This window comes from Chitinophagales bacterium (assembly GCA_041392475.1).
Classification (GTDB): domain Bacteria; phylum Bacteroidota; class Bacteroidia; order Chitinophagales; family UBA2359; genus JAUHXA01.
The window spans coordinates 1546343-1560177 of sequence record JAWKLZ010000001.1; the positions used below are offsets into that span (position 1 = coordinate 1546343).

Below are 13835 nucleotides of genomic sequence, written 5' to 3' on the forward strand. Positions count from 1 at the left end.
CGCTTGGTTGGCTTAGGGTGATTTCATCCGTGGCGGTTGCACCGTTGTCGTCTGTTACCGTTACCGTGTAAGTGCCTGCTGTCAAGGTGTTTATTGAAGCGGTTGTGCAGACCGTTTGACCAAAGGTATTCGTTGCCGCCTACGCCGCCTGTGCTGCTGCTGGTGATTTCGCCTGTGTTTTCACCGAAACACAAGATGTCGACTCCTACTAAATTGATGGTCAATTGGTCGGGTTCGCTTACGGTGGCTTCGGCCGTGTCGGTGCAGTTGTGGGCATCGGTCACGGTGACGGTGTAAATGCCTGCGGTTAAGCCTGTTATAGTGGCATCTGCGTTCGACCATTCATAGGTGTAGTTCGGAGTGCCGCCTGTTGCGCTGACTCCTACTGTGCCGTCGTTGCCACCGTTGATGCTGACTGGGCTGTTTGAAGTAGTAAGAACGATGTCGCTTGGTTCGGTTAGGGTGATTTCATCCGTGGCGGTTGCACCGTTGTCGTCTGTTACCGTTACCGTATAAGTGCCTGCAATTAAATCGCTTATGTTTGAAGTTGTGGCACCGTTTGACCAAAGGTATTCGTTGCCGCCTACGCCGCCTGTGCTGCTGCTGGTGATTTCGCCTGTGCTTTCACCAAAGCACAAGATGTCGACTCCTACTAAATTGATGGTCAATTGGTCGGGTTCGCTTACCGTGGCTTCGGCCGTGTCGGTGCAGTTGTGGGCATCGGTCACGGTGACGGTGTAAATGCCTGCGGTTAAGCCTGTTATAGTGGCATCGGCGCCTGCGTTCGACCATTCATAGGTGTAGTTCGGGGTGCCGCCTGTTGCGCTGACTCCTACTGTGCCGTCGTTGCCGCCGTTGATGCTGACGGGGCTGTTTGAAGTAGTCAGAACGATGTCGCTTGGTTCGCTTAGGGTGATTTCATCCGTGGCGGTTGCGCCGTTGTCGTCTGTTACCGTTACCGTGTAAGTGCCTGCTGTCAAGGTGTTTATTGAAGCGGTTGTGCAGACCGTTTGACCAAAGGTATTCGTTGCCGCCTACGCCGCCTGTGCTGCTGCTGGTGATTTCGCCTGTGTTTTCACCGAACACAAGATGTCGACTCCTACTAAATTGATGGTCAATTGGTCGGGTTCGCTTACCGTGGCTTCGGCCGTGTCGGTGCAGTTGTGGGCATCGGTCACGGTGACGGTGTAAATGCCTGCGGTTAAGCCTGTTATAGTGGCATCGGTGTATCGCGTTCGACCATTCATAGGTGTAGTTTGGGGTCGCCTGTTGCGCTGACTCCTACTGTGCCGTCGTTGCCGCCGTTGATGCTGACGGGGCTGTTTGAAGTAGTAAGAACGATGTCGCTTGGTTCGCTTAGGGTGATTTCATCCGTGGCGGTTGCGCCGTTGTCGTCTGTTACCGTTACCGTGTAAGTGCCTGCTGTCAAGGTGTTTATTGAAGCGGTTGTGCACCGTTTGACCAAAGGTATTCGTTGCCGCCTACACCGCCTGTGCTGCTGCTGGTGATTTCGCCTGTGTTTTCACCGAAGCACAAGATGTCGACTCCTACTAAATTGATGGTCAATTGGTCGGGTTCGCTTACCGTGGCTTCGGCCGTGTCGGTGCAGTTGTGGGCATCGGTCACGGTGACGGTGTAAATGCCTGCCGTTAAGCCTGTTATAGTGGCATCGTGCCTATGCGTTCGACCATTCATAGGTGTAGTTCGGAGTGCCGCCTGTTGCGCTGACTCCTACTGTGCCGTCGTTGCCGCCGTTGATGCTTACTGGGGTGTTGGAGGTGCTTAATGTAATGTCGCTTGGTTCGCTTAGGGTGATTTCATCCGTGGCGGTTGCGCCGTTGTCGTCTGTTACCGTTACCGTGTAAGTGCCTGCAATTAAATCGCTTATGTTTGAAGTTGTGGCGTTTGACCAAAGGTATTCGTTGCCGCCTACACCGCCTGTGCTGCTGCTGGTGATTTCGCCTGTGTTTTCACCGAAGCACAAGATGTCGACTCCTACTAAATTGATGGTCAATTGGTCGGGTTCGCTTACCGTGGCTTCGGCCGTGTCGGTGCAGTTGTGGGCATCGGTCACGGTGACGGTGTAAATGCCTGCGGTTAAGCCTGTTATAGTGGCATTTGCATTGGACCATTCATAGGTGTAGTTCGGAGTGCCGCCTGTTGCGCTGACTCCTACTGTGCCGTCGTTGCCACCGTTGATGCTGACTGGGCTGTTTGAAGTAGTAAGAACGATGTCGCTTGGTTCGCTTAGGGTGATTTCATCCGTGGCGGTTGCGCCGTTGTCGTCTGTTACAGTTACCGTGTAAGTGCCTGCTGTCAAGGTGTTTATTGAAGCGGTTGTGCAGACCGTTTGACCAAAGGTATTCGTTGCCGCCTACGCCGCCTGTGCTGCTGCTGGTGATTTCGCCTGTGTTTTCACCGAAACACAAGATGTCGACTCCTACTAAATTGATGGTCAATTGGTCGGGTTCGCTTACCGTGGCTTCGGCCGTGTCGGTGCAGTTGTGGGCATCGGTCACGGTGACGGTGTAAATGCCTGCGGTTAAGCCTGTTATAGTGGCATTTGCCTGCGTTCGACCATTCATAGGTGTAGTTCCCGCCTGTTGCGCTGACTCCTACTGTGCCGTCGTTGCCGCTGTTGATGCTGACTGGGCTGTTTGAAGTAGTAAGAACGATGTCGCTTGGTTCGCTAAGCGTCACTTCGTTTGTTGCTTTTGTACCATTGCTATCAGTAACGGTTACTGTATAAGTACCTGCACTTATCGTATTAATGGAGGCGGTTGTTGCACCATTCGACCATATATAGGTATTGCCGCCTACGCCGCCTGTTACTGCTGTGCTTATGCTACCCGTGTTTTCACCAAAACACAAGATGTCTATACCTGTTAGAGCTACATCTATAGAACACGCATTAGAGCCTGTGAATGCAAAGTCGATTGTCAAATTCACATTATCGTCTGGCAAAGTACCTGCATAAAAAGAAAAGCCCTGCTCATTCAAAGGTTCTACGTTTGGCTTTACATCAATGATTCCAGAGGTAATCATATTAAAAAAACTTGCATTGAGTCTGCCATTCGAATCCGTATTATCATCAATGGTTTCATCATCACTTCCACCTTCAAGGGAGATAAGTCCTTCCAAGGGTTCTCCTACATTAAATTCTGAGGATAAGATTCCGACAAAATATCTACCTGGTGCGAGATCATCAAAAATATAACTTCCATCTGCAGCAGTTACAACGAGTCTTTCAGGTTTTGGAAGAATTGCTCCTTCTTTGTATAGTCTCATTTCCACACCTTCAATACCGGTATCTCCTGCATCGTAAATACCATTGCAGTTTAAATCATTGTAAACAAGATTACCAATTGCCACGCTTTCCATAAAACCAAAGTCAATGGTTTCGTTGACACTTCCGTCGCTTAATAGCCCTGGATATTGGTTTGCTCCTTGTCCAGTTTCAGAGGTTGGCTCACCTCCAACCAAAAGTTCAATGACTATTGTTCCAACTCCTCTTCCTGTTGTCACACCAATATATCTCCCGTTGTCGTCGTCATCGGTAGTAGCATCACCTGTTCCTATAGTACTTTGTGTGTTTACTAAAGCTTGTCCAACATCAAATTGATTATCGGGTATAAATAGTTTATACTCGCCTGGGTCAAGCATATCAAAATAGTAATAGCCATTACCATCGGTAATAGCTGTTGCAAGTGGAGTAGAGAGAAATGATGAATCAGCTCGAAAAAGTTGAACAGTAACACCTGGTATTGCGGCATCTCCAACATTGAAGGTTCCATTTAAATCATTGTCTAAAAAGACAAAATTACCGACAGCTACTTTTTGGGGTTCGGACTCAATTATTATTGGACAACAAAGGCTAATATCACAACCATTGGCATCTTTTCCTGTATAATAATAGTTTCCTATTGTGGTAATATTAAGGGTTGTATTGTTCTCTCCTATTAGAGCGTCTCCGGGGTCTGTGCTACCTTCATACCATTGAATGTCGGTTAAGCCTGCTTCAACTGTTGCGGTGAAACTGCCTCCGTACAAATATTCGGGAACACTAATGCAGACATCTGCAAAATCGTCTTCGTCGTTTCGCCCATTGTTGGGTGTAGAGTCAGGATCTGTTTGGTCGGATGCGGTGACTTCTACTTCATTGAAGTGGATTCCGCTGGACAGCACTTCTACTGTAACTGTAAGGGTTTCGGAGCTACTGGCAGATACTGTTCCTATTGTCCATGTTCCTGTTCCAGATGAATGTGCAAAACTTCCTGCAGTAACACTATTGGCTTGATAGTCAACGCCAATAGGCAAATTATCTGTAAGAACAACTCCTGTGGCCTCTGTTGCACTTTGGTTCTCTACAATAATGGTATAGGTTATTAGGTCTCCTATTGCAGGTTCGCTATTGGTGACCGTTTTTGTGACAGAAAGGTCTGTTTGAGCTTGAATAGAAAAAGAAGTGAATAGCATAAGAAGAGCTATCCAACAATAATTATTGAGGGAATGTAACGGTTTTTTCATGGCGTGGAAAAACGAATTTGAATGGATAAAAATGCTTGACAATCTTTTGCCTAGGAAATAAATAGTTTTAGGATTACACGGACTTTGTGTATTCTTTTTACGACAGTAGGGGTGGAAATTCATAAAATTATTTTTTCAAGAACCTTAATTAGGCTGTGTGTGTGTGTACAAATGTTATAAATAAATATATTCTAAAATAATGACAAAAATTTACTCAAATCTCTGCCTAATAATTATTTATAAGTAATAATAAAAATGACTAATTGAAGATGTTTATGGTAGGAGTAGGTAGTGGTAGGTATGGAATTGGTCATTCCTTTAATGGCTTCTTACTTTTACAAGCATATAATATGCCAAAATACTTTTGAAAATTGTATTGATAATATACAATCATAAACTTGACAATAAAATGACAATTTAATATATTTTTATTAATATGTTTTTAAAAAATAATGTTTTCAATAAAAATATTATTTTAAATTAAAAAAATACACATGGATTATTGTGCAAAAAACAACATACTCTTGTATCTAAATCCCCTTTTTTTAGTAAAATGAGAAGATATAGGAGTTGGTTTATTGGTTTTGATAAAACCTAATGCATCAATAATATTTGGTTAAAAGGATAGGAGGGTTACTTGTAGAGAGAGTTGTGATAAAAAATTAAGTGTGTAATGAATCTTCACAAAAAACATACCAAATAGTTAAGCTTACTCTTTTTTAGATAAACAATGCCGTAGTATGTTCATTGAGCAAAGCTCTTTAAATTTCCTCCTCTCATCTCTTTTGGACTTTAGACGAAACACATAAGTAGAAAGATAAAAGAAGTAAATATTTGATTATGAATAAATTGTATTTTCACTTAATTCCTTTGCTGTCAATGATTTAAAACTTTTTGTCTTATGCATTTTATCTTTTGTCCAAAGTCTAACCTGAATAATTCTCAAATTTTTGACTATTGTTGAAAACCAATAGCTCAGGTACTTTTTGTTAAACGGAGAAACAGAGAGAACACAGAGATTTGATGATAAAGACTTCGGTAGTTTTTTCGTAAAAAATCAATCTTCAATAAAATGCTCATCTGATTTTTTCAAAGGACAAACTAATGAAGTCTCATTTCACATAATTGCCATAGTTTATGAATTATTCAGGTTAAATCTCCTTCAAAGAGGAAGTTTGCTGCTAATGAGTACATTAGCACTTTTAAGTCAGATGGCTAATACACTGTAAGGAAAGTTGTTTGAAACTCAAAAGCGCATAGCCCAAGCCCCATTCCGATTTAATTGGAATCTCAGATGTGTAGAAAAGCAGATTGAATTGAAGCGATTAGTAGCGTAGCTTTTACATAGCCAAACGATTGATTATATACGGCATCGAAACGATTCCTCTACATAAAAGTTAGATACCATTATTCCTACTAATAGAGCCGTGGTGATGCTGCTGAAATATTAAAAAATTTCTGTTCCAGTGAATCGACGGGATGAGCCTTTGAAATATAATAAATTTATATTGTACACTAACGATATATTTTAATTGTAGTTATGTCGGTACTTCATCACTCTATTTTGTATAAAAAATAGAATTATTTGTTGACTTGCTGCTTCATCAAATCTCGAATTTCGGAGAGCAACTGAATATTTTTGGGGGTAGGAACACTTGCTTCTCCTTCGTCTTCCGATTTTCGTTTGACACTGTTCATAACTTTGATAACAATGAACATGGAAAAAGCAATCAATAGAAAATCAATTCCTACTTGGATAAAATTGCCGTAGTTGATGGCAACCAATTCTTGAAGGACTTCTCCATTTGCAGCAACTTCTTTTTGTTGAAGGACAATTTTGAGGTCTGTAAAATCAACATTTCCCAAAAAATAACCGATTGGCGGAGTGATAATATCACTGACCAAAGAACTGACAATTTTATTGAAGGCTGTACCAATGATGATACCAATTGCCATGTCTATTACGTTTCCTTTTACTGCAAATTCTTTGAATTCTTGAAAAAATTTCATCGGTTGCTTATTTTATGATGTTTTTGATACACGCTTAAAACGCAAAAGACCTAAAAACGTTTAATTATTTGTGTACTGAAATGGCTTTATAGAGATGCATTAATCAATCGTTTGTGGTTAAATACTGGCTATAATTTTTACAGTTATAGTATTTCTACACAATTATCGTTTTACCTTTGCAGCCTTTTAACAAAAAAAATAATAGAAAAAATATGAAATTGAAGTTATTGAAGAGAGTTTTTTGTAGCCTGATAATCATCGTTTTATTTAATGCTTGTCAGTCGAATAACTCTTCTACAGGTAGTGTTAAGAAAGCCAATCTATATGATGTGGATAGGGAATTTATCAAAGAAGGGGTGAAAGGTTCTTTCTTGCTATATGATTGGAACGCAAAAGATTATATTGTAGATTATGATCCTCAACGCAATGAGCATCCTTATATTCCCGCTTCGACCTTCAAGATTTTCAATTCCTTAGTGGCATTGGAAGAGGGTGTGGTGAAGGACGAAAAACAGGTGATTAAATGGGACGGTGTAGATAGAGGCTGGGATAAATGGAACCGCAATCACGATATGGAGTCAGCTATTCAATATTCGGCAGTGTGGTTTTACCAGGTTTTGGCCCGAAAAATCGGTGCAAAAAAAATGCAGTCTTGGATAGATAAGGTGGGATATGGGAATCAAGATATTTCGGAGAATATTGATGATTTTTGGTTGGAGGGCAACCTGCGAATTACCCCCAAAGAACAGATTGAGTTTTTGAGTAGGCTTTATTCCAATGATTTACCTTTTTCGCAGCGGAGCATGGATATTGTGAAAAAAATTCTTATCATTGAACAGAATAATCAGTTTACGATGCGTGCAAAAACTGGATGGGCGCAACTGTTTGACCCACAAATAGGCTGGTGGGTTGGCTATATTGAAACGGGTGACAATGCTTACTTTTTCTGTATCAACATAGACATTACAGAAGAAAAACAAGCTGCTGCTAGAATGAGAATTACCCGTGCTATTTTATCTCAACCTGGCATCATGAACTTGAAAGATTTGGATACAAAAGCAATCGAAGAAGAAAAGTAGCCAATTGAAGAACAATGGTCACTTTTGGCCATTACTAAATTGATCTGCCAAAATGCAACTATTCAAAAAAATCGCTTTAATTACACTGCTCGTACTACTGGCAGTAGTTCTGATATTTAGTGCTATTCACTTTCATACAGATATTTCATTATCTGATTTAAAAGAAAAATATGCCCCTCCTCCTTCTCAGTTTGTAGAAATTGACGGGATGCCTGTGCATTATCGCATTGAAGGTGCGGTTGATTCTACTGCAATGGTATTGATTCATGGCACAGCTGCTTCACTACATACATGGGAAGGCTGGATACCACATTTTGAAAAAAACTACCGCTTGATTCGCTTTGACCTACCTGCTTTTGGATTGACAGGCCCGAATCCATCGCACAATTACAGCATGGATTATTATGTAGATTTTGTCGATCAGGTACTTCAAAAACTGAAAGTAGATAGTTGTGTTATGGTTGGCAATTCACTGGGCGGGCATATTGCTTGGCGATACACTTCAAAATATCCCAAAAAAGTTCAAAAATTGGTCTTGATTGATGCTTCTGGGTATCCCAATAACAAGCCTACTCCTATTGCCTTCAAATTGGCCCGCAACCAAATGACAAGTACCCTTATGCGCTACATCACTCCCCGTTCTCTGGTTGCCAAGAGTCTGTATGATGTCTATGGAAATGATAGCTTGGTAACCGATGAATTGATTGACCGCTACTATGATATGCAGTTGCGTGAAGGCAATCGAAGTGCCTTTATTGTTCGTGCCAATCTGGTGAGCAGTGAAACGTTGGAACAAGAAATCGCTCTTATCCAAAATATCCAACAACCTACATTGATTCTCTGGGGAGAAGCCGATAATTGGCTGCCTGTAGAAAATGCCACCCGTTTTTTCGATGATTTACCCCGTGCTAAGTTGGTGACTTACCAAGGCATTGGCCATGTACCTATGGAGGAAATTCCCGATGAAACGGCCCGTGATGTCTTGCTATTTCTCAACAATACTTATTGACTGCAACATTTTTAGTCAGCCAAGATTACTTCAAAATCGTTTCTGCCGATTGCGGTGAGGGTCTCCATAGATAAGGTAGTGAGTCCACTATTTTGTCAAGTGTTGACAAAATCAGCGAGGCGCAAAACCTTGCCAACACTTGAAAATTAACAACCAAACGGAACTTTTACCCCTCCTCAAACGATTCTATATATAGACAAAAATCAAAACCATACAATGCCCAATAAAGAAATAGCCACCAAATTCGCCACTTCTGTTGCCTTTGCAGGGCTGTCCGCAGTCACAGGCGGTTTGATAAACGAAACCACAGGACAACTGATTAGCAATGTATTCGCAGATTTGGCGAGCCATCAACTCATTGGGGGAGGCGAACAAATGCTGCAAGCCCTCAACAACCGCATACCCCGACAAGATGCCGCCAATCACGACCTACAAAGAGGTTTTCGGGAAGCCGTCAAAGCCGCATTGGAGGAAATCAAACGTGCGTACAGCGAAAAAAACATAGACGACTCCATTCGCCAACAAGTCACCGATTTTTTGGAGGAACTGCAAAGCGATGTAGCCGCACAGTTACCGCCCTTTGAGGAGGCGATAACCGAAGATTTTGTGCAGCACTACCTCAACAACCAAACACACGCCAAAGCCCAAATGCAGCAAACTTTGGCGGATTATGTCGAAACTGCCGAACGCATTGACGGGAATTTTCAAAACTACTTTTTGGAGAACTTGCAGCCTTTGGTGCAGCTTTATTTTGGCGAAATCCTCAAAGACAGCCAAGAAAACAATGTAAAAGTCTGGAAAGCCTATCAGTTGATGGTCATAGACGGATTGAAGAAAGGGCAGGTGTTGACACAGCTGCAAATGCAAAAAGTGCTTGCCAAACTGGAGGGCGAACAGGGCGGAACGGTTCTATCGGCTGCTTTGGAAACCACTATCCAAAGTCTGCAGTACCGTATGCGATTGGTGATAGAAGATTTGCGGACGATTCGGCAGGTATTGACCGAACTGCAAAAAGAAATGGGAAACATTGCAGCGAAACAAGAGAAACACATCAAACTTTCCGAAAAAATCTTGGAGGAAGTCAAAAATATCGAAACCAAAGCTGACATCCCCAAACACCTCACCAATGCCGCCTTTCTCTCCGAAGTATTCATCGGCAGACAAGAAGACCTCAAAGCCATCTCTGAACGCCTCTGGAACAAAGCACAAGCAAAAGGCAATGGAAATGGAAATGGCAAAAGCGAAAACATTTTGCTCTTGGTGAATGGCAGGGGTGGCATGGGCAAAACCACTTTGGCATCGCACTACTACCACCAAAACGCCGACCGCTACCGACACTTGGCGTGGGTATTTGCCGAAAAAAGCATCGCCGAAGCCCTCTTGACCTTGGCAATTCCGCTAAAGCTGCAATTCGCCCCGACCGAAACGACCGAACAACGCCTCGACCTCCTCCTCCAAAAACTGCAAAACCTCCCTGCGCCCTGCCTGTTGGTGATAGACAATGCCAACAAGCTCGACGACCTACACACACACTACAAAGCCCTGCGAACCTGCTCCAATTTACACCTGCTGCTGACGACCCGCATCACCACCTTTCGCAATGCCGCAACTTATCCCATAGAAGCCCTGCCCGAAGCACAAGCCATCGAACTCTTTCAAACCCACTACCCCAAACACCGACCCGAAGAAAACGACTTGCTGAAAGGCATCCTACGAGCAGTTGGCAGCAATACCCTGGTAATAGAACTGCTCGCCAAAAACCTCGCTCGCCTCAACCGAATCCGCACCCGCTACCACCTGCAAGACCTCCTACACGACCTTCAAAACCGTGGCTTGCTGCAATTGAGCCAAAGCAAAGTCGTGGATGCGGACTACCAACACTTCGAGCGAGCGACACCCGAAACGATTATTGCAGCGATGTACGATTTGGGGGAATTGTCGGAGGCTGAAAAGGCATTGTTGGCGGTGTTTTCGGTCTTGCCTGCGGAGAATATTGAGTTTGGGATCTTGGAGTCTTTGTTGATAGCTTCGCTAAGTGAGGAAGAAACGCAGCAAATCAAAGGCTTGATAGAAGAACATGGCGAAGAACGGATAAAAGAATTCCTCCTAAAAGAGGGCATGGAAGCACTTCAATGGGAAGCGATTAAAAACGCTCTGCAAAGCGATTCTAAAACTGAAAAATTGGAAACCCAGCTACTTTCACTTGCCCAAAAAGGGTGGTTGGATTTTGAAGAACAACAGGTGACTTTTAGAATCAGTCCTGTCGTGCAAGAAGTAAGCAGAAGCAAACATACTGATTTATTGGAGGATTGTGGGGTTTTGGTGAGCAAGTTGATTGATAAATTGGACTACGAAGGGACGCACATCATAGGCAGCACTTACAAAGAAGGAATCTTATTTGCTCGTTATGCCCTCTCTATCCTCTCAACCATTCAAAAACCTCATTACAACTTGGCTCTACTTGCCGAAAGAACTGGAGGCTATCATACCATAACGGGCAATTTACAACAGGCAATTAATTGTTACGAAACATGCAAAGATATTTCTCAAAAATTGTGTGTCTTAGAACCCAATGAACCCTATAACAAAAATATCTTGGCGATTTCTTACGAGAAATTGGGTTCGACCCACAGCAGCTTAGGGAATTTGGAGCAGGCTTTGAAATTTTTTGAGGAAGATGCACAGTTAAGTAAAGAACTGTATGCTGCCTATCCGTCGAATGTTGGCTTTAAAAACGGCTTGGCGATTTCTTACTCCAAATTGGGTGAGACCCACAGCAGCTTAGGGAATTTGGAGCAGGCTTTGAAATTTTTTGAGGATGAAACGGACTTATTTGAAGAACTGTATGCTGCCTATCCGTCGAATGTTGGCTTTAAAAACGGCTTAGCGATTTCTTACGAGAAATTGGGCTCTACGCAGAGCAGCTTAGGGAATTTGGAGCAGGCTTTGAAATTTTTTGAGGAGGATGCACAATTAACCAAAGAACTGTATGCTGCCTATCCGTCAAATGTTGGCTTTAAAAACGGCTTGGCGATTTCTTACGAGAAATTGGGCTCTACGCAGAGCAGCCTTGGGAATTTGGCGAAAGCCTTGCAATATTTTGAGGACTACAATCAATTGGAGAAAGAACTGTATGAAGCGAATCCGTCGAATGTAGGGTTTAAAAACGGCTTGGCGATCTCGTATGTCAAGTTGGCTTCTATTTTTCTTTCTTCTGACGCACAAAAAGCAAAACCTTATTTGGAAGAAGCGGAACAACATTTTGCAGAATTGCATCAAATTGCTCCTCAACATGCTCAATTTAAGCAGTATTTAGATATAGTTCGGAATGTTTTGGAGGGATTGGGGTAGTTGGTGTTCCGTTTCAAACGTTGCCAAACCTTGCAGGTGTACCGATTTTTTCGGCATCCAAGATTGTCAAGGTTTTTACTCTAATAGCTTTGAACACGAATCGTTTACGAAAAAGAATCACACTTGACTTTGGAAGCATAGTTTTGGGTGCATCCCAAATTGTCGCAAGGTTGTGTCGGTACGCTGTACCTTTTATTGACTCCTCCAATAATGTCCTACAAACAGGGTCGGAGCTACGCTCCTAAGAAACTGCGTATCAGGAGCATAGCTCCGACTCTGTTTGTAAAGCCTCCGAATACCAAATTCCTGTTCACTCCACGCTTCGATAATCTACTTAATCTACCTATATTTACATAGATTAAGCACTTTATCCTTTCAATAATCTGCTTAATCTATCTTTTGCAGAAAAAAATGATGTGCATGAATCAGTTTATCATAGGCAGAACAGCTCAAAAACAAGAACTAACAGAAGCATTGGCTTCAACCAAACCCGAAATGCTCGCTTTGGTGGGTAGGCGACGCGTGGGAAAAACCTATTTGGTCAGTCAGGTGTATGCCGAACACATTGATTTTGAAATCACAGGACTGCAATATGGAAACAAACGTGACCAAATCGAAAACTTCATGCTCAAAATGAGCAAACACTTTCCCAACTACAAATTGGAGAAAATGCCCAAATCTTGGCTAAAAGCCTTCGATCATTTGACCCTTGCTTTGGAGGGACTCGAAAAACAGGCAAAAATGGTGGTTTTTTTGGATGAATTGCCGTGGTTAGCCACTCCAAAATCGGGTTTTCTGACTGGTTTGAGTTATTTTTGGAACAGTTGGGGGGTGAAGCAGAACATTGTGGTCGTTATTTGTGGTTCAGCCGCTTCTTGGATGATTAAAAAAGTCATCAACAATAGAGGAGGATTGCACAACAGAGTGACCCGCTTGTTGTTTCTCTATCCATTCACTTTAGCCGAAACCGCAGCTTATTGCCTAGCAAGCAACATCAAACTCAACCAATATCAAATCTTGCAGTTATATATGGTCATGGGTGGTATTCCGATGTATTTAGACCAAATCAAGCCAGGGCTTTCTGTTATTCAAAACATACAAAAAATTTGTTTTGCACCTTCGGGTTATTTGCGCCACGAATTTGAGCGTTTGTTTGCCTCTCTTTTCAAAGACTACCAAAAACACGTTGCCATTGTTCGGGCTTTGGCGAGCAAACGAAAGGGATTGACGAGGCAAGAAATTATCCAAACGACCAAACTGACCAATAGCGGAAAATTGACAGATATTTTGTACGAATTGGAATCATCAGGTTTCTTGACCATTTATGGAGGATATGGCAAAAAGGTAAAAGAGAGTCTTTATCGGCTGACAGATGCCTATTCGCTGTTTTACCTCACGTTTTTAGAGCCTTTGGGAAAAAGCAATCAATTGGACTTCAATAAATTGAGCGACCTACCTTTGTGGAAAACTTGGAGTGGTTATACCTTTGAAAATATTTGCCTCACACATATTGACCAAATCCGAAAGGCTTTGAGCATAGCAGGAATGACTTCTTCTATTGCTTCTTTCGTTACCCGCCCCAAAGACGGCTTACCTGGTGCCCAGATAGACCTTTTGATTGACCGTAGCGACCAATCCATCAATATTTGTGAAATCAAATTCAGTATAGAAGATTATGTTGTCACCAAAAAAGATGTCGACAACATTCAAACCAAAAAGAAGGTCTTTCGCTACCACTCCAAAACAAAAAAACACCTGTTCACGACCCTTATCACCACGATGGGAGTGGTTGAAAATAGCCATAAAGTCAATTTTATTGACCAAGTAGTGACATTGAAGGATTTGTTTTTGGAGTAACA

13 protein-coding genes are annotated in these 13835 nt (G+C 42.6%); 4 read left to right on the forward strand and 9 right to left on the reverse strand.

Features of this window, described 5'->3' with window-relative positions:
• Positions 1-23: 23 nt before the first annotated feature.
• The 9 genes from R3E32_05640 to mscL all read right to left on the reverse strand — a co-directional run bounded on the left by R3E32_05640 (position 24) and on the right by mscL (position 6537).
• Positions 24-980, reverse strand: coding sequence for a SprB repeat-containing protein (locus R3E32_05640; protein ID MEZ4884204.1), 957 nt, complete (start codon positions 978-980; stop codon positions 24-26).
• The gene (locus R3E32_05645; protein ID MEZ4884205.1) at positions 919-1086 is read right to left on the reverse strand and encodes a SprB repeat-containing protein; all 168 of its coding nucleotides are present in this window, start codon (positions 1084-1086) and stop codon (positions 919-921) included. The genes R3E32_05640 and R3E32_05645 overlap by 62 nt, the downstream gene beginning before the upstream one ends.
• Positions 1035-1247: a hypothetical protein gene (locus tag R3E32_05650; GenBank protein MEZ4884206.1), complete on the reverse strand. Its 213-nt coding sequence runs from the start codon at positions 1245-1247 to the stop codon at positions 1035-1037. The genes R3E32_05645 and R3E32_05650 overlap by 52 nt, the downstream gene beginning before the upstream one ends.
• A complete protein-coding gene (locus R3E32_05655) occupies positions 1244-1429 on the reverse strand; it encodes a hypothetical protein (protein MEZ4884207.1) in 186 nt (61 codons plus the stop codon). The genes R3E32_05650 and R3E32_05655 overlap by 4 nt, the downstream gene beginning before the upstream one ends.
• 5 nt (positions 1430-1434) lie before the next feature.
• Entirely contained in the window at positions 1435-1695 is a 261-nt protein-coding gene (locus R3E32_05660) for a SprB repeat-containing protein (GenBank protein MEZ4884208.1), read from the reverse strand.
• The gene (locus R3E32_05665; GenBank protein MEZ4884209.1) at positions 1676-2320 is read right to left on the reverse strand and encodes a SprB repeat-containing protein; all 645 of its coding nucleotides are present in this window, start codon (positions 2318-2320) and stop codon (positions 1676-1678) included. Before R3E32_05665 ends, R3E32_05660 begins: the two co-directional genes overlap by 20 nt.
• Positions 2259-2459: a SprB repeat-containing protein gene (locus tag R3E32_05670; protein ID MEZ4884210.1), complete on the reverse strand. Its 201-nt coding sequence runs from the start codon at positions 2457-2459 to the stop codon at positions 2259-2261. The genes R3E32_05665 and R3E32_05670 overlap by 62 nt, the downstream gene beginning before the upstream one ends.
• A complete protein-coding gene (locus R3E32_05675; protein MEZ4884211.1) occupies positions 2416-4527 on the reverse strand; it encodes an SdrD B-like domain-containing protein in 2112 nt (703 codons plus the stop codon). The genes R3E32_05670 and R3E32_05675 overlap by 44 nt, the downstream gene beginning before the upstream one ends.
• A gap of 1581 nt (positions 4528-6108) precedes the next feature.
• On the reverse strand, positions 6109-6537 hold the full coding sequence (gene mscL, locus R3E32_05680; GenBank protein MEZ4884212.1) for a large-conductance mechanosensitive channel protein MscL: 429 nt from the start codon (positions 6535-6537) through the stop codon (positions 6109-6111).
• A gap of 212 nt (positions 6538-6749) precedes the next feature.
• On the opposite strand from mscL, the gene blaOXA reads away from it, so the two are divergent.
• From blaOXA to R3E32_05700, 4 genes are all read left to right on the forward strand, one after another.
• A complete protein-coding gene (gene blaOXA / locus R3E32_05685) occupies positions 6750-7616 on the forward strand; it encodes a class D beta-lactamase (protein ID MEZ4884213.1) in 867 nt (288 codons plus the stop codon).
• A 52-nt stretch (positions 7617-7668) separates the two neighbouring features.
• Entirely contained in the window at positions 7669-8625 is a 957-nt protein-coding gene (locus R3E32_05690) for an alpha/beta hydrolase (protein MEZ4884214.1), read from the forward strand.
• Positions 8626-8841: 216 nt separating this feature from the next.
• Entirely contained in the window at positions 8842-11976 is a 3135-nt protein-coding gene (locus R3E32_05695) for an NB-ARC domain-containing protein (protein MEZ4884215.1), read from the forward strand.
• 420 nt (positions 11977-12396) lie between these two features.
• Positions 12397-13833, forward strand: coding sequence for an ATP-binding protein (locus R3E32_05700; GenBank protein ID MEZ4884216.1), 1437 nt, complete (start codon positions 12397-12399; stop codon positions 13831-13833).
• Positions 13834-13835 lie beyond the last annotated feature (2 nt).